This is a genomic window from Dactylosporangium vinaceum (assembly GCF_019904175.1).
GTDB classification, from domain to species: Bacteria; Actinomycetota; Actinomycetes; order Mycobacteriales; family Micromonosporaceae; genus Dactylosporangium; species Dactylosporangium vinaceum.
The window spans coordinates 5,899,918-5,921,929 of the sequence record NZ_CP061913.1 but is presented as its reverse complement, the minus strand read 5'-3'; the positions used below and the strand labels follow the sequence as shown (position 1 = coordinate 5,921,929).

At 75.0% G+C, this 22,012-nt stretch carries 18 protein-coding genes; 6 read left to right on the top strand and 12 right to left on the bottom strand.

Features of this window, described 5'->3' with window-relative positions:
* Positions 1-4: 4 nt before the first annotated feature.
* The 4 genes from Dvina_RS26595 to Dvina_RS26580 form a co-directional block, all read right to left on the bottom strand.
* On the bottom strand, positions 5-1,753 hold the full coding sequence (locus Dvina_RS26595; protein WP_223105164.1) for an AAA family ATPase: 1,749 nt from the start codon (positions 1,751-1,753) through the stop codon (positions 5-7).
* Positions 1,754-1,758: 5 nt separating this feature from the next.
* On the bottom strand, positions 1,759-3,132 hold the full coding sequence (locus Dvina_RS26590; RefSeq protein WP_223105163.1) for a DUF2201 family putative metallopeptidase: 1,374 nt from the start codon (positions 3,130-3,132) through the stop codon (positions 1,759-1,761).
* Positions 3,133-3,451: 319 nt separating this feature from the next.
* On the bottom strand, positions 3,452-6,154 hold the full coding sequence (locus Dvina_RS55305) for a hypothetical protein (RefSeq protein ID WP_223105162.1): 2,703 nt from the start codon (positions 6,152-6,154) through the stop codon (positions 3,452-3,454).
* A complete protein-coding gene (locus Dvina_RS26580; RefSeq protein WP_223105161.1) occupies positions 6,154-8,457 on the bottom strand; it encodes a hypothetical protein in 2,304 nt (767 codons plus the stop codon). Before Dvina_RS26580 ends, Dvina_RS55305 begins: the two co-directional genes overlap by 1 nt.
* Positions 8,458-8,570: 113 nt before the next feature.
* On the opposite strand from Dvina_RS26580, the gene Dvina_RS26575 reads away from it, so the two are divergent.
* Positions 8,571-9,146, top strand: a complete 576-nt coding sequence (locus Dvina_RS26575; RefSeq protein WP_223105160.1) for a hypothetical protein — start codon at positions 8,571-8,573, stop codon at positions 9,144-9,146.
* Here Dvina_RS26575 and Dvina_RS26570 read toward each other — a convergent pair.
* Genes Dvina_RS26570 through Dvina_RS26560 form a run of 3 tightly spaced genes read right to left on the bottom strand, consistent with a single transcriptional unit; the run spans position 9,143 to position 12,779 of the window.
* Positions 9,143-10,780, bottom strand: coding sequence for an NAD(P)/FAD-dependent oxidoreductase (locus Dvina_RS26570; RefSeq protein ID WP_223105159.1), 1,638 nt, complete (start codon positions 10,778-10,780; stop codon positions 9,143-9,145). The genes Dvina_RS26575 and Dvina_RS26570 overlap by 4 nt on opposite strands.
* Entirely contained in the window at positions 10,764-12,008 is a 1,245-nt protein-coding gene (locus tag Dvina_RS26565) for an LLM class flavin-dependent oxidoreductase (RefSeq protein WP_223105158.1), read from the bottom strand. Before Dvina_RS26565 ends, Dvina_RS26570 begins: the two co-directional genes overlap by 17 nt.
* Before the next feature lie 39 nt (positions 12,009-12,047).
* Positions 12,048-12,779 carry an AraC family transcriptional regulator gene (locus tag Dvina_RS26560; protein ID WP_223105157.1) on the bottom strand — a complete coding sequence of 244 codons (732 nt, stop codon included), beginning with the start codon at positions 12,777-12,779 and terminating at the stop codon, positions 12,048-12,050.
* 52 nt (positions 12,780-12,831) lie between these two features.
* On the opposite strand from Dvina_RS26560, the gene Dvina_RS26555 reads away from it, so the two are divergent.
* Positions 12,832-13,392, top strand: coding sequence for a class I SAM-dependent methyltransferase (locus tag Dvina_RS26555; protein ID WP_223105156.1), 561 nt, complete (start codon positions 12,832-12,834; stop codon positions 13,390-13,392).
* Here the strand turns inward: Dvina_RS26555 and Dvina_RS26550 are convergent.
* Positions 13,379-14,032 carry an SDR family NAD(P)-dependent oxidoreductase gene (locus Dvina_RS26550; RefSeq protein ID WP_246656467.1) on the bottom strand — a complete coding sequence of 218 codons (654 nt, stop codon included), beginning with the start codon at positions 14,030-14,032 and terminating at the stop codon, positions 13,379-13,381. The two genes, Dvina_RS26555 and Dvina_RS26550, sit on opposite strands and share 14 nt — an antisense overlap.
* Positions 14,033-14,248: 216 nt before the next feature.
* Here Dvina_RS26550 and Dvina_RS26545 point away from each other — a divergent pair, with 216 nt between their 5' ends.
* Positions 14,249-16,168 (top strand): elongation factor G, encoded by a 1,920-nt coding sequence (locus Dvina_RS26545; RefSeq protein WP_246656466.1) that lies wholly within the window; start codon positions 14,249-14,251, stop codon positions 16,166-16,168.
* A gap of 69 nt (positions 16,169-16,237) precedes the next feature.
* On the top strand, positions 16,238-17,137 hold the full coding sequence (locus tag Dvina_RS26540) for a Ppx/GppA phosphatase family protein (RefSeq protein ID WP_223105155.1): 900 nt from the start codon (positions 16,238-16,240) through the stop codon (positions 17,135-17,137).
* Positions 17,138-17,143: 6 nt separating this feature from the next.
* Here Dvina_RS26540 and Dvina_RS26535 read toward each other — a convergent pair whose 3' ends face one another.
* The 3 genes from Dvina_RS26535 to Dvina_RS26525 are packed head-to-tail and all read right to left on the bottom strand — an operon-like array spanning position 17,144 to position 18,851.
* A complete protein-coding gene (locus Dvina_RS26535; RefSeq protein WP_223105154.1) occupies positions 17,144-17,359 on the bottom strand; it encodes a hypothetical protein in 216 nt (71 codons plus the stop codon).
* Positions 17,360-17,368: 9 nt separating this feature from the next.
* Entirely contained in the window at positions 17,369-18,154 is a 786-nt protein-coding gene (locus Dvina_RS26530; protein WP_223105153.1) for an SAM-dependent methyltransferase, read from the bottom strand.
* A 13-nt stretch (positions 18,155-18,167) separates the two neighbouring features.
* Positions 18,168-18,851, bottom strand: coding sequence for a TetR/AcrR family transcriptional regulator C-terminal domain-containing protein (locus Dvina_RS26525; RefSeq protein ID WP_246656590.1), 684 nt, complete (start codon positions 18,849-18,851; stop codon positions 18,168-18,170).
* A gap of 66 nt (positions 18,852-18,917) precedes the next feature.
* Here Dvina_RS26525 and Dvina_RS55300 point away from each other — a divergent pair, with 66 nt between their 5' ends.
* Complete coding sequence (locus Dvina_RS55300) at positions 18,918-20,393, top strand: FAD-dependent monooxygenase (RefSeq protein ID WP_281428411.1); 1,476 nt, start codon at positions 18,918-18,920, stop codon at positions 20,391-20,393.
* A gap of 263 nt (positions 20,394-20,656) precedes the next feature.
* Here Dvina_RS55300 and Dvina_RS26515 read toward each other — a convergent pair whose 3' ends face one another.
* Positions 20,657-21,148 (bottom strand): SRPBCC family protein, encoded by a 492-nt coding sequence (locus Dvina_RS26515; protein ID WP_223105151.1) that lies wholly within the window; start codon positions 21,146-21,148, stop codon positions 20,657-20,659.
* Between the two features lie 78 nt (positions 21,149-21,226).
* Here Dvina_RS26515 and Dvina_RS26510 point away from each other — a divergent pair, with 78 nt between their 5' ends.
* On the top strand, positions 21,227-21,991 hold the full coding sequence (locus tag Dvina_RS26510) for a sigma-70 family RNA polymerase sigma factor (protein WP_380028263.1): 765 nt from the start codon (positions 21,227-21,229) through the stop codon (positions 21,989-21,991).
* Positions 21,992-22,012 lie beyond the last annotated feature (21 nt).

Below are 22,012 nucleotides of genomic sequence, written 5' to 3'. Positions count from 1 at the left end.
GGGCTCACACCCCGGCGGCCCGCGCGGCGGCCATCGCCTTGACCGCGTCGATCCAGAACCGCTGCCGGTCCGGGGCCTGGCCGACCAGGTAGGTGGCCCGCAGCTTCGGCGGCAGGTGGCGCAGCAGGCGCACGACCACATCGGCGTGCGCCCGCAGCTGGGAGACCTCGGCGTTGGCGAAGACCTGGTGGACGAGGTCGGTGGCGTCGGTGCCCTCGTCGCCGTCGGTGCGCCCGGCGGCCAGGCGGGCGGCCCAGCCGTCCGGATCGGCGGCCAGCTCGGGCAGGCCGAGGCGGCGCTCGCCGGCCAGGCGGGCCTCGAGCCCGGCCAGCGGGATCGGCGCATACTCACCGTCACCGAGGTAGATCAGCCCGGACTGCAGCGGCTGGTCGTGCAGGTGCAGCTTGATGAGCCGCTCCAGGGTGCGCCGGCTGACCCAGTCGCGCCCCTCGTCGTCGATGTCGAACTTCCACCAGTCCAGGGCCGCCTCGGCCGGGCGGCCGTAGGTGTCGATGAGCCACTGCCCGGCCGGGATGTCGTCGCGACCGACCTCCACGCTGGCCGTGAACCGGCTGGCCTGGGCCAGGTTGTTCGGGGTGACCTGGAGTTTGCGCCCCACGTGGTACGGCGGGTTCTGCAGCGCGAACTGCGCCCGCAGCGCCTCGATCGGGCGGCCGGCCAGCGACCACTCCTGCGTGATCTCCATGAGCCGGGCGAACGCCGCCCGGTCCTTCGGGCGGTTGTACTCGTCCCAGATGATCACTTTGGGCTGGGGGCCGAGCAGGGCGCGGGTCAGGAGCGTGTCGAGCGTGCCGTCCGATGACGGCACCGGGACGCCGAGGTCCTCGACGTTCGTCACCGGCAGCGAGAAGTACACAGCGTCGCGCCCGGTCTCCTCGCGCACGACCTGCTTCGCGACCTCGGTCTTGCCGCAGCCGGGCGGCCCCTGCAGCAGCACCGCCCAGCGCCGGGCGATCGCCGTGCGCAGCAGCCGCCGCACCGGGTCCGGCACGGTGAGCACGTCGGGCACCCCGAGCGCCGCGGCGAGCTGCACCACGATGTCGTCGCCGACCTCGAGGCGCGCCCCGTTGAGCAGCGGCAGCCCCCACCGCATCGGCAGTCCCGCGTCGGCCAGGTCGAGCATGTGCTGCAGCGTCCGCGGGGCCAGCAGCCGGCGTACCGGCGGCGGCTGCGCGGCCCAGAGGCGGAAGACGGGGTCGAGGTCCCAGCGCGGGAACCGGGCCGTGAGGCTCGCGCGCCACGACGTGTCGTTGGCGCCGATGGTCAGCGTCGCCATCCGGTCGAGCACGGCGAGGTCGGTGCGCCGGGCCGAGGTCTCGGCGGCCGACTCGTTGTCGGTCAGGAACACCCCGGCGCAGCCGAGCCGGCGCAGGTCGTGCTCGCCGAGCGTCCAGTTGCAGGCGATCTGCATCAGCTGCGACTGGACCGTGTCGCCGGCCTGCAGGGAGTCGTCGATGAGCAGCACGAACCCGCGGCCCGGGTTGAGCTGCCGCATGATGAGCTGGTGCAGGGCCAGCTCGCCGGTGACGGCGTCGCGCACCGGCGCGTTGACGAGCAGGTCGTCGGGGGTCAGGTTGGCCGCGGGCACCAGCACGACGTCGAGGTCGTGGCGGCGCGGCACGTACGACAGGAACGTCGAGGTCTTGCCGATCCCGTGCTCGCCGAAGATCTGCCCGGTGATCCCGGCGGCGATCATGCCGTCGATGAACCGCTCCAGCCGCGACTCGCCCATGCCCGTCACTCCTGCGCCGTCCGTACGCGATGGCAGGCCATCGCCGGCTCCTGCCGCTCCGGCCACGTGCTGCCGTCGTCGGTGATGAGCCAGATCCACTTCCCGGGCTCGGCCGGCCGGACCGGCGGCGCGTGCCCGTCCGTCACCACGATCACCGCGTCGACCTCGTCCTCGAGGCGCCGGCCGGCCACCTCCAGGCGCCCCTCGGCGTAGTCGACGACGCCCTGGAAGCTCGTCCCGCCCCCGCCGAGGACCCGCTCGCCCGGCGCGAACGGCATCACCTCCGCGTCGAAGCTCAGCCAGTGCGCCCGCACCCCGTCGATCTGCCCGACGAGCGTGGTCAGCCACTCCACGACCGGATCGGGCATCGATGCGGAGGTGTCAAAGGCGATGAGCACGGTTTTGTACCGCTCGTCGCCCCGCCGGTGCAGCATGGGCTCGTGCCCCAGGGCGAGCAGCACCGCCCCGAGCTTCTTCGGGTACACGAGCCGCTCCCCCGGCCGCAGCTTCGCCGCCAGCACATCGGCGAGCCAGCGCCGCCACCACTCGACCCGCCGCGTCTTCTGGGTCACACCCCGCAACGCCCCCAGCCCGAGGTCGCCCCACATGCGCGCCACCCGCTCACCCGCGTCCCCGGTCCGCGCGGCCAGCTCGAGCAGTTCGGCCCGCGCCGCGGCGTTGCCGGCCCGCGCCTGCCGCATCAGCGACTCCAGCACCGCCGAGCCGACCCGCTCGACGGTCTCCGGATCGAGCGGCATCCCGTCGCCGTCCAGGTGCAGGCACACCGCGAGCACCGGCGGCGCGGCCATCCGGCGCAGCTCCCGATAGACCCCGAGATCGGTCTCGACGAACGCGGCGTAGTCGAGCGCGGCGAGCCCCTGCCCCGCCAGGTCCCGCCGGTAGGCGTCGTGCACGGCGACGGGATCGACACCGACGCTCTCCCCGTCGACCCGGGGCAGCGCCATCCCGAGCCGGCGGATCGCGACACGGTTGACGCTCACCTCGGTGGCCAGCCGGAACAGCGGGTCGGCCTGCAGCTCCCGGTCGGCGTGCAGGTGCCGCTGCATGAGGTGCCGGGCCTCGTGGAACAGCACGAACTTCACCCCGGACGGCCCGAGCGCGGCAAAGAACCCCGGGTTGTACAGCAGCGCGCAGACCCCGTCGCCGCCGGCCACGACCGCCGCCGTGGGCACCGCCAACGTCGCGATCTGATACCGGCACTTCGCGTAGATCCACGACCCGGCCACGCTGTCGCGCACCCCGAAGTCGAGCAGCGCCGCCTCCTTGAGCCGCACCGCCCGCGCCTGCACCTGCGCGTCGGGGTGCACCAACGCCGCAACCGCCCGCCGATCGAGCAGATCGACCCCGCCGGCCGTCACCGCTCACCACCCACCGCAGCGGACCGGCCGGCCGCCGACCCGCCCGACCGCCACCCGCGCGGCAAGCCAGACCCGCCGCCGGAGGGCCGCTGAACCGGACGGGCAGCCACCCGCCGCATGCACCCCCAACCGGAAGGCCGCTGAACCAGACGGACGGCCGCCCCCGCCACCCGCCCGCCGCCGGCCGGGCGCCGGACCGGGCGGGCAGCCACCCCCGCCCCGCACCCGCCGCCGGCCGGGCGCCGGACCGGGCGGACAGCCACCCGCGTCATACACCCGCCGCCCGGAGGCCGCTGGACCAGACGGAGCGCTGCCCGCGTCATGCGGCCGCCGCTGCGGTGGCGACCTGGAGCAGGTCGGCGACCGGGCCGGGAAAGTCGGCGGCCATGCGGACGGCGAGCACGAGCGCGTCGACGTTGCCGTCCCACAGCTCGCCGGTCAGCCCGGCCAGCGCCGCGCGCCCGGCCGCAGCGCCCGAGTCGCCGCCGATGAGCTCGAGGACCCGCGCGGCCGGCCGGGCGTGGCGCAGGACCTCGTCCCAGGTGACGGCGCCGGCCTCGGTGGCCCGCCACAGCCAGCCGTCGTAGGGGACGGTCCGGGGCGCGGCCAGCACCTCGGCGGCCGGCCGCCCGGCGGCGAGCTCGGCGTCGACCTCGCTCGCCCACGGCTGCAGGATGCCGGTGCCGGCCGCGACCAGTTCCTCCGGGCAGCCGCGCTGATCCCGGACGGCCACCAGCGCCCTGCCCGGCAGCGGCTCGCGACGATGGGCGGCGAGGATGGCGTCCCAGTGCCAGAGCCGGGTCTCCCGGCCGAGCGTGTCACGGTCGACACCGTCCGAGCGCAGCAGCGCGAGCTGCCCGTCCACCGACTCCGCGGCGGCCACCTCAGCCTCCAGCGCGGCCACCGCCGAGGCCACTCCCCAGGCCGGCACCGACCCACCGCCCCCGGCCGCACCGCGCAGCCCACCCACCCGCACCCCCCGCACCGGTCCACCGGCGCCCGCCGCACCCCCGACCACAGCCGCCCCCGACACACCCACCAGCTCCACCGCATCCGCCGCCTCCACGCCGCCCGCAGACTCCACAGCGCCCACCGCCTCCACGGCACCCGCCCGCTCCACGGCACCCGCAGACTCCACAGCACCCGCCCGCTGCACAGCACCCGCCCGCTGCACAGCACCCGCCCGCTGCACGGCACCCGCAGGCTCCACAGCGCCCGCCGCCTCCACAGCGCCCGCCCGCTCCATAGCGCCCGCAGACTCCACGGCACCCGCCGCCTCCACAGCGCCCGTCGGCTCCCCAGCGCCCGCCGCGGCCGGCTTCGCGGGCCGTGCGGTGAAGCCGGCGGCGTGCAGGAGCTTGGTGATCCGGGTGCGGACCGGCGCGGCGATGACGGCGGCGCTGAACGTGGCCGGCTGCAGGTTCGCGGCCAGCAGGTCGGCGACGGCGGCCGGGCCGTGGCGGTGCCAGAGGTTGAGCAGGAGGCGGAGCTGGGCCGTCTTCCCGCGGACGCGGACGTGGCGCAGGATGTGCCGCTGCAGCTCCACGTCGGCGCAGTCGAGGGGGTCGGTGGCGTGCCAGCCGGCGGTGCGCGTCAACAGCTCGGCCCGGACCGCCGGATCGAAGGGCCGGCCGTCGAGGAGCTCCATCCGCAGCCGGTGCGGGGTGCCGGTGCGGCGGAACAGCCGGCCGTTGACGGCCGGGTCGCCGAGGGTGGCGAGGCGCTCGGCGCAGCGGGCGTCGAGGGAGGGGCGGGCGGCGAGGGCGAGGCGCAGGGCGGGCCGCGGGTCGGTGACGGCCCGCTCCACCCACTCCGGCCGCCAGTCGCCCCGGGTGAACAGCTCCTGCACGGTCTGGTCGTCGAGGTGGGCCAGCAGCGCCAGCTGGGCCTCGGTGGTGGCGTGGTTGAGCAGCCCGAGGAGCGCCGGCCGGCCGCCCGTCCCGCGGCCCGGCCCGGGGGCGCCGCCGAGCAGCTCGGCCACGGTCCCCGGGAACGCGCCGACCCGTACGCGCACCCGCTGCCACCGCTGCGGATCGGCCCCCAGGTGGATGTCGACGAGCGTCGCCAGCGCGTCGAGCCGCGCGAACTCCAGGACCGCGGCGCACGGCCGCATCCGTTCCAGGAGCAGCTGCGGGTCGAGCCCGTCGGCCACCGCCCGCTTCGCGACGACCCGCGCCGCCGGCCTCGGCACCGCCGCGAGCGCCATCGCCTCGGTCAGCCGCGGCACGGCCGGGGCGACCGCGGCCGGCGCGGCGAGGAACAGCGCGAACCGCAGCTCCTCCGGGCAGTCCACGCGCCCGGCGAGCGCCGCCGCGGCCGCGGCGGGAAACGGGGACTCGGCCTGCGCGGCGGCGACCGCGGGCCAGTCGAGCTCCTCGCGCAGCGGCAGGTTGTCCGCGAACCCGCAGCGCAGCTCGGCGATCGCCCCCGCCGTGCCCTCGGCCTGGGCGACGAGGGCTTCCAGGTCGGCGATCGGCCCGTCCGGCACCGGCACCAGGCCGAGGGGCAGCGGCGTGTCCGGGCCCTCGTATCGGCGCAGGGTCAGGATGCCGCGCAGCTGCTCCGCGGTCGTCAGCCGCTCCCGGACGGTGTTGAGCACGGCGCGGGCGACGGCCGGGTGGGGCGCGACGACGGCGGCCCGGTCCAGCGACGGCCGGTTGACGGGTTCGCGGCTGAGCCGGGCGTAGACGATCCGGCGCAGCCGCACGTCCCAGCTCGGGCCGTAGCCGCGCAGCTGGGCGACGCCCGCCACCGCCGGCGACCCGGTCCGGGCCAGCCGCTCCCGGACGCCGGGATGGGCGGCGAGGGCGTCGGCGTTCTGGGCGAGGCCACCGAGGAGCTGCTCGTCGCCGAGGGCCAGGACCGCGTCGAGGAACGGCCCGGGCAGCCGGTGCTGGGCGTGGACGATCCGGTGGAGCAGGTCACGGGAGCCGCTGACCAGCCGGGCCCAGTCGAACGCCGGCCCGGACCCGGCCGCCGCCGCCTCCATCAGCGCCCACGGCCCGGCGGTCTTCTCGAACATCAGACGCTCACCGTGGCGGCGGCGACGGTGACGAGCTCGGCGACCGGCCCCGGGTAGTCGCTCACCAGGCCGGCCGCGAGCGCGATCGCGTCGAGGTCGCCGTCCCAGCCCTCGGCCAGCAGCGCGGCGAGGGCGGCCCGGCCCTCCGGGTGCCCGGCGCTGCCGCCGATGTGCTCCAGGACGAGCCCGGCCGGGACGGCGTGCCGCAGCAGCTGGGGCCAGGTCGCGACCCCGGCGGCGATGAACGCGGTGATCCAGCCGCCGTACTGCACCCCCTCCCGCACCGTCCCCACGATCGCCTCGACCGACCGCCCGGCCGCGTGCTCGGCGGCCTGCTCGCTGTCCCACGGCCGTAGCTTCGTCCGCCCCGCCTCGACCAGCTCGACCGGGACCTCGCGGCCGGTGGCGATGACGGCCAGGATCGGGTCGGGCAGCGGCTCGCGGCGGTGCTCGGCGACGATGGCGTCCCAGTGCCAGAGCCGGGTCTCCTTGAACAGGTTCGTGTGGTCGGTGCGCTCGGCCCGCAGCAGCGCGAACTGGCCCTCGGGGCTCTCCTCGGCGGCGGTCTCGGCCTCGAGCGCGCCGAGCTGGGCGGCGCGCTCGGCCGGGTCCGTGACGGCGAGGATCGCCTCGACCCGGCGCCGCACGGCCGGGGTGATGACGGCGGCGCTGAAGTTGGCCCCCTTGAGCTCGGCGGCGAGCAGGTCGGCGACGGCGGCGGCCCCGTGCCGGTGCCACAGGTTGAGCAGGAGCCGCAGCTGCGCCGTCTTCCCGCGGATGCGCACGTGCCGCAGGATGTGCCGCTGCAGCTGGACGTCGGCGCAGTCGAGGGCGTCGGTGCCGTGCCAGCCGGCGGTCTGCTGCAGCAGCTGGGTGCGCACCTCGGGGTCGAGCGGCCGCCCGGCGAGCAGCTCCATCCGCAGCCGGTAGGAGGTGCCGGTGCGCCGGAACACGAGGCCGTTGACCCGCGGGTCGTCGAGGGTGGCGAGCCGCTCGGCGGAGGCGGCGTCGAGGGAGGGCCGGGCGGCGAGGGCCAGGCGGATCTCGGGGCGCGGGTCGGCGACGGCCCGGTCCAGCCACTCCGGCCGCCAGGTGCCCCGGGCGAACAGCTCGGCGATCGTCTTCTCGTCGAGGTCGTCCAGCAGCGCCAGGTGGGCCGCGGCCGGGGCGTGGTCGAGCAGTGTCACGAACGCGGTCCGCCCGGTCGCCACCCGGGCCGGCCAGGCCGCCGTCCCGGCCGATTCGAGCAGCTCGGTGACCGGGCCGGGAAACGCGTTGAGCTTGGCCCGGACCCACGCCCACTTCGCCGGGTCGGCCCCGAGGTGCCGGCGCACCAGGTCGGCGAGATCGTCGAGGCGGACCCATTCGAGGACGGCGGCGGCGGGTTGGAGCCGCCTCAGGAGCAGGGCCGGGTCCAGGCGCTCGGCGACGGCTCGCCGGGCGACGGCGCGGGCCGCCTTCTTCGGCACGGCGGCCAGGGCCTCCGTCTGCGTGAACCGGGGCAGGACCGGGGCCACCGCGGCCGGGTCGGCGGCGTAGAGCGCGGCGCGCAGCGCCGGCGGGCAGTCGGCCCGGGCGGCGAGCCCGGCCGCGGCCGCCCCGGCGAACGGGGTCTCGTCGTGGGCCGCGGCGATCGCCGCCCAGTCGAGTTCGGTGCGCAGCGGGAGGTGCTCGGCGAAGCCGCGGCGCAGCTCGTCGATCGCGCCGGTCGTGCCCTCCCACTCGGCCGCCTTCGCCTCCAGCTGGGCCGCGCTCAGCGGCAGGTGGGCCCGGACCTCGGGGTGCAGCGTCGCCTCGGGCAGCCCCGCCCCGTCCGGCTCGACCCGCGCCAGGGTGGCCAGGGCCCGCCAGTGCTCGGCGACGGTGAGCCCGGCCGGGTTGCCCAGCCACGCGCTGCGCACGGCGGCGGCGGTGGGCCCGACGACGCCGGAGCGCTGCCGGTTGATCCACGGCGTCACGTCGGGGCCGTCGGCCGGGTGGTGGGTCAGGGCCAGGCGCTGATGGCGCAGGTCCCAGCGCAGCAGCGCCTGGGTGGTGATCCCGGGCCGGCCGCCGCGGGCCGCCCGCTCGCGCAGCGCCGGGTGCGCCGCGAGCAGCTCGCTGTTGTGGGCGAGCGCGACGAGCAGCTCGGGGTCACCGAGCGCGAGCGCCGCCTCGACGAACGGCAACGGCAGCCGCCGGTGCGTGCGCAGCAGCGACGGCAGCGCCTCCCGCGCGCCGCTGACGAGGCGCGGCCAGTCGACGGCTGCTCCGATGACCGTGGCCGCCGCCTCGATCAGGGCGAACACCGCGTTCGATCTCACGGCCGGGACACTACCAACCGGGTACGACAACACATGCGGCTCGGCCGGAGGGTCCGGGCCGCCGGCGTGACTCGGGTATCGTCCGGGGTCACATCGATGCATCGGGGGATGTCGTGATCGACAATTCGGTCTGGTACGCCGCCTGCCGGCGGGTCGTCACCTTCGCCGTGCTGTTCGCCGTGATGGCGGTCATCGCGGCCCTGTACGTGCAGATCCTCGCGGGTCGCCCGGCCGAGCTGGTGGCCCGGTCGGTCGTGGTCTTCGGCCTGGCGATCAGCCTCATCGGCCTCGGCGCGACCCTCGGCGTGCTCATCACCGTCGTGTTCTGGGGCGTGCAGGCGGTCAGGGTGGCCAACCGGCACGGCGCCCCCGGCATGGGCCCGCTCGGCTTCTGGGGCGCCGGGGGGTTCGTCCTGCTGTTCGGGCTCAGCTTCCTCGTCTCGGCATCGCCACCGGCGTTCGGCGCGATCCGCGTCCTGGCCGCGGCCGTCCTCGTCGCCGCCGTCAGGTACGACCGCAGCTGGTACGCCGCCCGGATCGGCGCCGAGCAGCCGTACTCCATGGTCACCGGCGGCGACGTCCGCTCACCCATCGCCGCCCAGCCCACGGCCGACGACTGGAACGCCGGCCTCTGGGACCCCGACGTCCAGCGCGACATCGAACGCCGCCGCAACCGCCCGGCCGACTAGGCCGTGAGGACCTTCTGCGCGGCCACCGGGATGGTGGCGCGGTCGTACTCGAAGTACTGCTGGAGCGCGGCCGGGCCGGCGGTGCGGCCCCACTGGTGGATGAGCCGCTGGGTCTCCATGGAGCCGTCGTGCCAGCGGCGCAGGACGTCGTGGAGGTTCAGCGGTGAGGGCGACGCCTCGCCGTCGCCGAGCAGGTACGCCAGCCGCGTGACCGCTGCCGAGGGGTCGAGCGAGCCCTGCGCCACCTGCTCCATCACCTCGTAGCACGCCTCGAACTGCACCTGCGCGACCGGCAGGTCAGGTGCGAACGAGCCGGGGACCGGGCCGGCGTGGAGGCGGTCGAAGAGGCCGTCGTCGCCGGTCTCCAGGTAGCGGTAGTAGGTGCCGGCGATGCGGATGACACCCAGGTTCCAGGCCAGGTACCACATTTTCGACCAGGCCCGCCACAGGTCGAAGTCGCGGAAGGCGATGTAGGAGCCGGCGATGAGCCTGTCGTTGTTCTCCAGGATGTTCTGGTTCAGCGTCTCCAGGTAGGCGAACCGCTCGGCGCTGAAGTCGCGGTCGCGGCGGGCGTCGAGGTAGCGGGGCACGAACGCCTCGATGACCGCCATCGTGTTGGCCATGCCCCGGCTGAAGAGGGCGTCGACCGCGCCGGCCGCGTGGCTCATGAGCACCCAGCGGTCGCCGACCGTCTGCCGGGACGAGAACTGGGTGCGGCCGGTGGAGATCCAGGGGAAGGCCGGTTCGGCGCCCTCGAACTGGCGGGCGATCGCGGGATACCGGGACAGGAACCGGGCCCACTCCTGCTCGGGGGTGACCCCCTCGGCCTTCGGGAAGCGCCTGGTGTCGAGGCTGAGCCCGACGCTCACCAGGTCGGACTCGGAGCCGCCGTGGTTGTCGAACGGGATGACCCACAGCCAGCCGCCGTCGAACAGGTGGTGCAGCGTGCCCTCGTGCCACAGGTTCGGCTGGCCGCTCGACTCCTCCACCGAGTCGAACGGCCGCACGCCGCGCATGTGGGTGAAGATGGTGCGCGAGTCGGTCCGCAGCCGGCACGGCTCGTCGCGCAGCCCGAACCGGTCGGCCAGGACCGAGGTGCGGCCGGTCGCGTCGACGACGTAGTCGGCGGTGAAGACCTCGTCGCTGTCCAGTTCGATCCGCACGAGGGCATCGGAGAAGTCGATCGCCCGCACCCGCACGCCCTCGCGGGCCACGGCGCCGTACCCCACCGCCGCGTCGAACAGGTACTTGTCGATGTCGGCCCGCATGAGGTGCGACTCCGGGCCGAACGGACCCTCGGAGACGGAGCACTGGGTCACCTCGTACGGGTCGTGCTCGACGCCCTCGCGGTGGTACACGAAGCCGAAGTTCGTCTTGATCCCGCACCGGCGGCTGACATGCTCGCGGATGCCGCCGCTCGTCGACACCTGGGCCAGCTCCGGCACGCCCCAGCGGGCGGCCAGCAGGCGCAGCAGGAACGACGTCTCGCCGATCGTCGACTCGCCGAGCGCGAACCGCGGGTGCCGCGCGGCGTCGACGATGCCGACGGAGACGCCCTGGCGGGCCAGGATGGCCGCGACGGTGCTGCCGCCGATGCCGCTGCCGAGCACCATCACTTCAACGTGCGTCGTCATGTGCGCCCTCTCGTTGCCTGGGGATGCGCAGCGCCGCCCGCTCGCGCGAGTGCTCGACGCCGGCCTTGGCCTGCGCGGCGGCCATGGTGCGCCGGGTCAGGCCGTCGTGTTCGAGTTCGCGCGCGTAGGCGGCCAGCCGGGGCCGCAGCGCGCCGGTGAAGTGCGGGATGACCCGGCGGGCGAACAGCTCGTAGGAGCGCCGGGTCGCCTCCGGGTCGGCCAGGTCGGCGTGCTCGATGACGAACGTGCCGAAGCCGCCGCTGATCTGCAGCATCCGCTCGATGTGGGCGATGGCCATCTCGGGGGTGCCGATGACGGCGTGGCCGACGGTGTGCAGCACGTCGACCACGGCATCGGCGTCGTCGAGGTCCACGGGGACGTTCATCGGCAGGATCTGGCGGATGTAGCCGATGTAGGCGGGCAGACCCCAGCGGACCTCGCGCCGGGCCTGGTGCTCGGTCTCGGCCAGGTGCATCGGGCTCATCACCGACCAGCGGCGCCGGTCGGCGGCCTGGCCGAACTGCGCGGCCCGCTCGGCGTAGATGTCCCAGGCGGTGGTCATCGGGTTCTCCGAGCCGAGCCCCACGGCGGCGGAGGCGCCGAACGAGAGCATCCCCGCCCCGAAGCGCCCGGCGAGGCGGGGGCCGGACGGCGAGCGGAACACGGCGACGCGGATGTCGAGCTGCTCGTCGTACGGGGCCAGGTGCAGGTAGCCGTCGCGCAGCTCGAACCAGTCGGTGCTGCGGCTGACCGGGCCGGCGAAGCGCAGCAGCTCGGTCATGGTCTCCAGGGACTCCTCCATCATCCGCCGCGCCTCCATCGGGTCGTGGCCGATCATGGTGGAGTCGAGCGCGAGGGCGCCGGCGCCGACGCCGAAGATCAGCCGGCCGCGGGTGAGGTGGTCGAGCTGGACGATCCGGTCGAGCAGGGTCAGCGGGTGGTGGTACGACAGCGTGCTCACGCCCGTGCCGAGGCGGATTCGCGCCGTGCGCTGGGCGGCCGCGGCGATCATGAGCTCGGGCGCGCCGATGATCTGCCAGCCGCCGGAGTGGTGCTCACCGAACCAGAACTCGTCGAAGCCCAGCCTGTCGCACAGCTCGGCCAGCTCGAGATCGCCTTCCAGCTGCAGCGTCGGATTGTGCGTGGGCCGGTGGATGGGGAACATCAGGACCCCGAACCCGATGCGCTGCGGCTGGGCGGCCTCGACGCCCCGCCCCGGACCGGTCATGTCAATCACCCTAACGAGTGCTTGCCACACCGCCAACCGTTACGGCGCGAAGTAGGCACCGGGGCTCACACCGAGCGCCGATTTGAATGCGGCGATGAATGCGGAGGGGGTACCGTAGCCCACCCGCGCCGCCACCGAGGACACCGGCGTCTGCGTGGCCAGGAGGAACAGCGCGGCGCGGAGCCGGGCGTTGACCCGCCACCGGCCGAAGCTCAGGCCCGTCTCGGCGGTGAAGGCGCGCGCCAGGGTGCGCCCGCTCGCGCCGACGGTGCGGCCCCAGGCGTCGAGGTCGCGGCCGTCGGCCGGGTCGGCCAGCAGCGCCCGCGCGACGGCGAGGGCGCGCTCGTCGCGGGGCAGCGGGATGCGCAGCGAGGCGGCGGTGACGGGGTGCAGCAGGTCGAGCAGGACCGCCTCGGCCCGGCGGCGCGGCCCCTTCTCCAGGGAGCCCGTCAGGTAGCCGGCGAGCTCGTCGAGCAGCGGGGTGACGGCGACGACGGTGGGCCGGGTCCAGCGGTGCGGGTTGCGGTCGAGGTACACGCTGCGGAACACGGCGGGCGCGGTGACGTCGACGGCGTGCGGGACGCCGGCCGGGATCCACAGGGCCCGCGTGGCGGGCAGGACCCAGGCACCGTCCTCGGTGGACACCGACACGGCCCCGGCGGTGGCCCAGGCGAGCTGGTGCACCGGGTGGGCGTGCGGGGCGAAGCCGGACCCGTTGGCCATGGCGCGGTCGCCGACGAGCACCACCGGATGTCCGGAATTCGATATCACGTGGCACGATAGCATCTCGCGGCCAGGCCCGGCGCTCGTTAGCGTCGATGGCATGAACCTGCTGCACAACCGCCTGTGCAAGTCGGCGAGGTGGTTCGAGACCGTCGAGCACCACCTGCTGCCGTGGGCCCTCGACGGGGTGGCGCTGGGCCCGCGCCTGCTGGAGATCGGGCCCGGGTTCGGGGCGACGACAAGGGTCCTGGCTCGCGGTACCCACGACATCACCGTCGTTGAGGTGAACCCGGGACTCGCCGACCGCCTGCGCGGCAACGTCCCCGGCAACGTGACGGTGCTGGAGGGCGACGGCGCGGCCATGCCCCTGCCCGCCACGGGCTTCGACTCCGTCGTGTGCTTCACGATGCTGCACCACGTGCCGTCGGCGGCGCAGCAGGATCGGCTGTTCGCGGAGGCGCGGCGGGTGCTGGCCCCGGGCGGCGTGTTCGCGGGCAGCGACAGCCTGCCCACACCGCGGTTCCGGCTGCTGCACATCGGCGACGTCATGGTCCCGCTCGATCCGGCGACGCTGCCGCAGCGCCTCGAACGGGCCGGGTTCACCGGCATCGCGGTGGAGGTGAGGAGCAACCGCCTCCGATTCCGGGCTACGGCCGGCTGACCGCCCGCAGGACCCGGGCCGCCAGCGCCATCCTCCGGGGGTACGACACCAGGGCCGGCCGTGTCGCGACGACCCGGACGAGCACGTCGACGGCCTCGTCAACACTGATCTTGAACGGCGTGACCGGGGACTTCGCCATCTTCGTGTCCACGAACCCGAACCGCACAGCGGTGACCGCGACACCGCGCTTGCGCACCGCCTTGCCGAGGCTCAGCAGATACGACGTCAGCCCGGCCTTGGACGCCGCATAGCCGGGCGCGTCCGGCGTGACGAGGATGTCGGCCAGGCTGGACAGCCCCACGAAGTGCCCGCGGCCCGCCGCCAGCATCCCGGGCAGCACGGCGTCGGCGGTCAGCGCGGCCCCGAGCAGGTTGACCCGGATCGCGTCGGTCTGCTGCCCCAGGTCGGCCAGGTCGAGGGGCTCCCCGATCCCGGCCGCGTACACGCACAGGTCGACATCGCCGGCCCGGGGCGCGAAGCCGGGCGCGGTGACGTCGGCGACGATGTGCTCGTACGCCGGACTGTCCACATCGGACGGCCGCCGGGAGACACCGACTACCGTCCAGCCCGTGTCCAGGAGGCGGCGCGTCAGGCCGAGGCCTATCCCGTCGGTGTTGCCGACGACGAGCGCTCGAGGCATGGCGGGAATAATAGCTTGACGCTCGGCGCTAACCTCGAGGTAGCCGAGCCAGACGAGTGTGGAGGGAGGCCGGCCGTGCAGCACGAGGTGATTCGCGTGTCTTCGGTCCTCCCGGTGCCCGCTCGCGCGGCGGCATCGGGCGGCCCCGTCCTCCGGTGACCGGAGCGGGGCCGAATCGCGCTGTCCTGTCTGTATGACGAGCCCAGAGGGGCAACAGTGCGCAACGAACTGCGACGCGTCCGCAACATCGGCATCCTCGCCCACGTGGACGCGGGCAAGACCACCACCACCGAGCGGATGCTCTACGCCACCGGCGCGACCTACAAGCAGGGCGAGGTCCACGACGGCACCACCGTCACCGACTTCGACGTGCAGGAGCGCAGCCGCGGCATCACCATCTTCGCGGCCGCCGTCAGCGTCGACTGGGCCGGGCACCGCATCAACCTCATCGACACGCCCGGGCACATCGACTTCGCCGACGAGGTCGAGCGGGCCCTGCGCGTCCTGGACGGGGCGGTCGCCGTGTTCGACGGCGTCGCCGGCGTCGAACCGCAGAGCGAGTCGGTGTGGCGGCAGGCCGACAGGTACGGCGTGCCCCGGATCGCGTTCGTCAACAAGCTCGACCGGGCCGGCGCCGACCTCGACGCCGCCGTGGCCTCGATCCGCGAGCGGCTCGGCGCGACGCCGCTGGTGGTGCAGGCCCCGATCGGCACCGAGTCCGGCTTCACCGGTGTGGCCGACCTGACCGCACCCCCGGACCCGGCGCTCGTCGAGCAGGTGGCCGAGCTGCACCCGGGCGCGTTCGAGGAGTACGTCGAGACCGGCACCCTCACCACGGCGAGCCTGCGCGCGGCCCTGCGCGAGCTCACCCTGCGCGGGGAGGCGCTCGTCGTGCTGTGCGGGGCGGCCTACCGCGACATCGGCGTGCGGGAACTGCTCGACGCGGTGGTGGCGTACCTGCCGTCGCCGCTCGACCTGGACCCGCCCGCCGACCCGCAGGCGCCGTTCGCGGCGCTCGTGTTCAAGGTGCAGGCCACGACGACCGGGCGTTACGCCTACGCCCGGGTCTACGCCGGCACGCTGCGCAAGGGAGCCGAGGTGCGCGAGTCGAACGCGGACGCCAAGGAGCGGGTCGCCCGCATCCTGCACGTCCAGGCCGACCGCTACACCGACGTCGAGCAGGCCGTGGCCGGTGACATCGTCGCCCTGATCGGCCTGCGCAACGCCCGCGTCGGCGAGACGCTGTGCGACCCGGCCCACCCGGTCGTCCTCGAACCGCCGAGCCGGGCCGTGCCCGTCGTCTCGGTCGCGATCGAGGCGAAGCGCCGGGTCGACTCGGGGCGGCTGGCCACCGCGCTGGCCCGGCTCGTCGAGGAGGACCCGTCGCTCGTCGTCCGCACCGACCCGGAGACGGGTCAGACCCTGCTCAGCGGGCTCGGGGAGCTGCACCTGGAGGTGGCGGTGGAGAAGATGCGCCTGGCCGGCAACGGCCTGGAGATCGCCGTCGGCCGCCCCCAGGTCGCCTACCGCGAGACGCTGGTCCGTGGCGTCACCGGCCTCTACCACCGCCTGGTCAAGCAGGACGGCGGCTCGGGCCTGTACGCGCACGTCTCGATCGACGTGACCCCATCCACCGAGGACTTCGAGTTCGAGTCCACTGTGGTCGGCGGGCACGTCTCGAAGGAGTACGTGCGGGCCGTCGAGGCCGGCTGCCGCGACGCGCTCGCGGCCGGGCCGGTCGCGGGCTACCCGGTCACCGGCGTCAAGGTCACCGTCACCGACGGCAAGATGCACGACCACGACTCCTCGGAGCTCGCGTTCCGCCTGGCCGGGCGGGAGGCGCTGCAGCTCGCCCTGCGCGAGTCGCAGATGGCGCTGCTGGAGCCGGTGGCCGCGGTGACGGTGACGGTGCCCGACGACATGGTCGGCGCCGTGCTCGGTGACCTCATGGCCCGCCGGGCCCAGGTCGGCGGGGCGGCTCCGCGGGGCGGGACGGTCGTCGTGACGGCGACGGTGCCCCTCGCCGAGCTGTTCGGGTACGCGACCCGGCTGCGCAGCCGCACCCAGGGCCGCGGGACCTTCACCGCGACCCCGGCCGGGTACGCGCCGGCGCCCGCCGGAGTCCTGGCCGGATAACCGACACACCAGTTTCACAATCGGCAACTAGGGTAACGGGCGTCTTTGCAAAACGAAGGGAGGCGCCCGTTGCTGCTGGCCGTGCTCGACGTCGGGTCCAACTCGGCCCATCTGCAGATCGTGCAGGCCCGCCACCGCAAGCCTCCGCTGCCGGTGTACCGGCTCAAGGCCCCGACCCTGCTCGCCGAGGAGGTCACCGCCGACGGCGCCCTGACCCCGGCCGGCGTGGAGCGGGTCGTGCGGGCGGTGGCCTGCACCGTCGAGGCGTACCGGCGGCACCGGGCCGACGACCTGATCCCGCTCGCGACGGCGACGATCCGCGACGCGACGAACAGCGCCGAGATCTACCGCCGGGTCCGCGAGGCGACAGGGGTGCAGCTGCGCTCGCTCAGCGGCGAGGACGAGGCCCGCGTGACGTTCGCCGCCGTCCGCCGGTGGCACGCGCCCTCCGCGCGGCTGTGGCTGCTGGACATCGGCGGCATGTCGATGGAGATCGCGGCCGGCGCCGGTGACCCGCCGGACCTGGCCGTCAGCCTGCCGCTGGGGGCCGGGCGGCTGACCCGCCGCTACCTGCCCGAGCACCCGGCGGGCCGCGGCGACGTCGAGCGGCTGCGCCGCCACGTCCGCGGCGTCCTCAAGCCGGTCGCCCGCGAACTGGCCCGCACGCCGCGCCCGGACCTCGTGGTCGGCACCTCGAAGACGTTCAAGCAGCTGGCTGAGCTCACCGGCGCCGGCGACCGGCTGGAGCGGCGGGCCCTGCGCCGGTGGGTGCCGCGGCTGGCCGCGATGAGCGCCCGCGAACGGGCCGAGCTGCCCGGGGTCGCGGCGGCCCGCGCCCGGCAGATCCTGGCCGGGGCGGTGACCGCCGTGACCGCGATGGAGGCGCTCGACCTGCGCGCGCTCGACGTGTGCCCGTGGGCGCTGCGCGAGGGGCTGCTCCTGCGCCGCTACCACGAGCTGCGGCGCTGACGATCCTCAGCCGCGCTGCGACTCCGAGTTGCGGGGCAGGTGCAGCTTCTTGTCGGGGTCGAGCTGGTTGCGGTCGTCGAACGGCATCGCCGGGTCGTCGGCCTCGCCGCCGAGCGAGGGGGTGCGGACGCCCTGGGCCGAGCCGTTGGGCTTGTCCTCTTCGTCGATCCGCGAGGCTCCGTCGCCGCCGGGCGTGCCGGTTGTGCCCATGGTTTCACTCATGGGTATCGGTTACCCGGACGTCTTGCGCCCAACCGCGCCCCACACGGCGACCTCGTCGAAGCCGGGGCGCGGGTCGAGCTCGTCCTGGGCCCGCCAGTCCGACACCGACACGATCCCCGGCTCCAGCAGCTCCAGGCCCTCGAGGAACCGCCCGAACTCGGCCCGGTTGCGCAGCTTCCCCGGCCCGTGCCGCCCCGACTGGATCTGCGCCGCGAGCTCCGGCGCCAGCCCGTCGGTGGTGGCGTGCGACATGACCAGGAAACTGCCGGGCGCGAGCGCGTCGAGCAGGGTCCGCACGATCTCGTACGGCCGGTCCTCGTCCGGCAGGAAGTGCACGACGGCCACCAGGATCAGCGCCACCGGCTTGCCGAGGTCGACTGTCGCCCGCAGCGCCGGGTCGGCCAGGATCCGCGCCGGGTCGCGCAGGTCGGCGTCGACGTACGCGGTCGCGCCCTGCGGCGAGCTGGTCAGCAGCGCCCGCGCGTGGGCGAGCACGATCGGGTCGTTGTCGACATACACCACCCGCGCGTCGGGCGCCGTGCCCTGCGCCACCTCGTGCACGTTCGGGCTGGTGGGGATGCCGGTGCCGATGTCGAGAAACTGCCGGATGTCGTACTGCTCCGCGAGGACCCGCACCACCCGCCGCATGAACGCGCGGTTCTCCACCACGGCCGTGCGGATCGCCGGAAACGCGGCCGCGATCGCATCCCCCGACTCCCGGTCAGCGGCGAAGTTGTCCTTGCCCCCGAGCCAGTAGTCGTAGCGCCGGGCCGGGTGCGCCACGCTGGTGTCCACTCGCCCGGTCCAATCAGACGCTCCAGCCACCGCGATCTCCGTCCGTGTCGGCCCCGTGCCGCTGGATCATAAGCCCGAGCCCGGCGACGATGATGGCCAGGCCGCCGGTGAAGTCGGCGTCCGGGTCGGGGCCGAAGAAGACCTCGGTCGCGGCCCGGGCGGCCAGGGGGTAGCGCTCCGGCGGGAAGGCGGCGGCGAGGCGCTCGGGCTCGTACGGGTTCTGCTCGTAGGCGGCGCCCTGCCGGGCCTGCTCCTCGATCGTGTAGCCGACGGTGTAGTGCAGGACGGCCGCGAAGCCGCGGGCGGCGGTCGGGAGCGCGAAGCCGGCGTCGACCAGGAGGCGCAGGGTGAGCTCCATCGCGCGTGGCATGTCCGGGCCGGTCAGGTTGGTACCGGCGAAGACGCGGGCGCCGTCGCGGTACCGCAGCAGGGTCCGGCGCAGTTGGACGGCCCGCGCGGTGACCCATGCGGGCCAGTCCGCGCTGCGCCCGGGCGCCGCCAGGCCCTCGGTCGCCTCCGCGAACATGACGGCGGCCATGGCGTCGAGCAGGTGCTGCTTGTTCTTGACGTGCCAGTAGAGCGTCGGCGCCCGCACCCCGAGCCGGTCGGCGACCACCCGCATGGTCAGCCCGTCGAGGCCGACCTCGGCGAGGAGGTCCAGTCCGGTGCGGGCGACGACGGCGGGGTTGATGGCCACCCTTGACACTCTAACAGCGTTAGAGTCATGCTGGCCTCGAACGTTGTTAGAGAAAGGACTTTTCGGGTGTACTCCTCGCAGGTACTCATCGCCGGCGGTGGCCCTACGGGCCTGTGGCTGGCCTGTGAACTCCGCCGCTACGGCATCGACGTGACGATCCTGGAGCAGCGTTCCAGCCGCACGGGCGAGTCGCGGGCCGGCGGGCTGCACGCCCGCAGCCTGGAGATCCTCGGGTCCCGCGGCCTGGCCGACCGGTTCGTGGCGGCCGGGCGCCGGGTGCCGTTCGCCCACTTCGCCGGTCTGTGGCTGGAGATGGGCCGCCTCGACACCGCGTACCCGTACGTGCTGGGCCTGGTCCAGTCCCGGATCGAGGCCCTGCTCGAGGACCACCTCCTGGAGCTGGGCACAAAGGTGCGCTGGGGCGCCGGGATCGCCGAGGTCGTGCCGTTCGCGGACCACGTCGAGGTGACGACCGCGACCGGCGAGCGCTTCACGGCCGGCTACCTGGTCGGCTGCGACGGCGGCCGCAGCACTGTCCGCCGGCGGCTGGGCATCCCGTTCGACGGCACCGACGCCACGGTGAGCTCGATGCTCGCCGACGTGCGGCTGGCCGAGCCGCCCGGCCCGATCTTCCAGCGCCGCACCCCGCTCGGCGACTTCAGCGTCCTGCAGCTGGAGGCCGGCCACCACCGCCTGATGCTCAACCACTACGAGCCGGCGACCACGACCGCGCCGCCGGACCTGGCCGAGTTCCGGGCCGCCTTCACCGCGCTGGCGGGCACCGACTTCGGCCTGCACAGTCCCCAGTGGATCTCCCGCTACCACGATGCCGCCCGCCTGGCCGCCCGCTACCGCGACGGCCGCGTCCTGCTGGCCGGCGACGCCGCCCACATCCACTGGCCGGCCGGCGGGCAGGGCCTGAACACGGGCCTGCAGGACGCCACGAACCTGGGCTGGAAGCTGGCCCTGACCGTCAACGGCCACGCTCCGGCGCCCACCGCCCCGACCCTGGTCAACACCCCGCCCGTCGCCCCGCCCACCGCGCCGTCCCCGGCCGACCTGACGACCCGCACCGCCGCTGAGCTCAACGCCCTGGCCACCGGCGCGCCGGCCGCGGCGCCCACCGAGGGCCTGGCGCTGCTGGACACCTACGAGGCCGAGCGCCGCCCGGTCGCCGCCCGGGTCCTGGCCAACACCCGCGCCCAGACCGCCCTGTGCCGCCCCGGCCCCCACACCGACGCCCTGCGCGCCACCGTCGCCGACCTGCTCACCATCCCCGAGGCCAACGACCGCCTGGCCGCCATGGTCGCCGGCCTCGACCAGGCCGACCGCGCCCCCACCACCCCCCTCGCCCCTGGCCGCGGCACCCTCACCGCCCCACCCGAAACCCTGACCACCGCCTCCCCCTGGGCCGACCGCGTCGAAGCCCGGCCGGACACCTGCGAGCGCCTGGTCCGCCCGGACGGCCACATCGCCTGGTCCGGCGGCCCGGGCCTGCACGAGGCCCTCACCACCTGGTTCGGCCCGCCGACCGCCCGCTAGACCGCCCGCTCCCCCGCCGCCGACCGGCCTGGGCCTTCGCATCGAGTTCGACGCCGCGGCGATCCGCCTGCACCCCGGCCACGGCGCGGTGACCGGGCCGGAGATCGCGCTGCTGCACGGCTTCCAGGACGGGCACTGGATGTGCTGGCGGCCCGGCGAGACGCCGTTCGAGGACCTCGCCTGACGCGCCGGGGTGGTGCGACGCGGACATCGCCGGCAACCGGCGCACGCCGGCGGAGCCGCGCCGTCCCCGGGCGGACCCCTCAGGGCCCGGCCTCCGGGTCGCTCGCGCTGCTGGGCGGCGTCGGGCGGCTCGGGCCGACGCCGTGGAGCGGGTGCCGCGGTACGGCCTCCAGCAGGGCTTTCAGGCGGGCATAGCTGCGCGGGGCGGTGCGGGCGGCCAGGCGGCGGACCAGTGGGAGCAGGAGGTCGGCCGGGCCGTGGGCGGTGAAGTCGAGGGTGAAGGTGACCCTGGAGCGGGCACCGCCTTCGAGGGGTTCGACGGTGATCGACGCGGCCGGGCGGATCGGGCCGGCCAGGGCCACCGCCGACCAGCGCGACGGGGCGCTGGACTCGGTGACCTGCTGCAGCATGCCGCGGTCGGCGCCGGCGATACGGCGCACGGTGGTGAAGCGGCCGTCCGGGTGGACCTCGACCCGGCGGACGTCGGGCTGCCAGTAGGGAAAGCGGGCCGGGTCGGTCGCGTACGCGTACACCTGCGACGGCGGGCGGTCGATCTCGATCGTCGTGAGCATGGGTGCCTCCGGTCTCGGTCACATCCTGCGGGTGGTCGGCGTCTACTGGGGGACGCACCCGAGGCCGAGGATGTGACAGTGGAGTTCGAGGAGCACCGCACCCACCTGCGGGCGGTCGCGTACCGCCTGCTCGGGTCGCAGGCCGAGGCCGACGACGCCGTGCAGGACGCCTGGCTGCGCGCGCAGGGGGCGACAGGCGTCCGCGATGCGCGCGGCTGGCTCAGCACCGTCGTCGCCCGCATCTGCCTCGACCGGCTGCGGCGGCGGGCGGCGCGGCGGGAGGTGCCGCTGCTGCCGGACCCGCTCGTCGCCGACGACGATCCCGAGCGGTCGGTGGTGGAAGCGGACTCGGTCGGGCTGGCGTTGCTGATCGTCCTGGACACGCTGGCGCCGGCCGAGCGGGTGGCGTTCGTGCTGCACGACGTGTTCGAAGTGCCGTTCGCCGAGCTGGCGGTGGCGCTGGACCGGTCGGAGGCGGCGGTGCGGCAGCTGGCCAGCCGGGGGCGGCGGCGGGTGCGGGCGGCGCCGGTGCCGGACCCTGATCTGCGGCGGCAGCGGGCGGTCGTGCGGGCGTTCCTGGCGGCAGCGCGGGACGGAGACCTCGACGGGCTGGTGGCGGTACTGGATCCGCAGGTCGAGCTGCGGGCCCGGCCGGACGTCACGCTGCGCGGGGCGGCGGGCGTCGCCCGCGAGGCGGCGCGGTTCGCGGTGCGGGCCGGGCGGGCGCGGCCGGTGCTGGTGAACGGATCGGCGGGGCTGCGGGTGCCGGGCGTGGCGCTGCTGGCGTTCACGGTGCGGCACGGGCGGATCGCCGCGCTGGCCGTGTACAGCGGGTGGGCGTAGACGGCGACCGGGCGCGGGCGG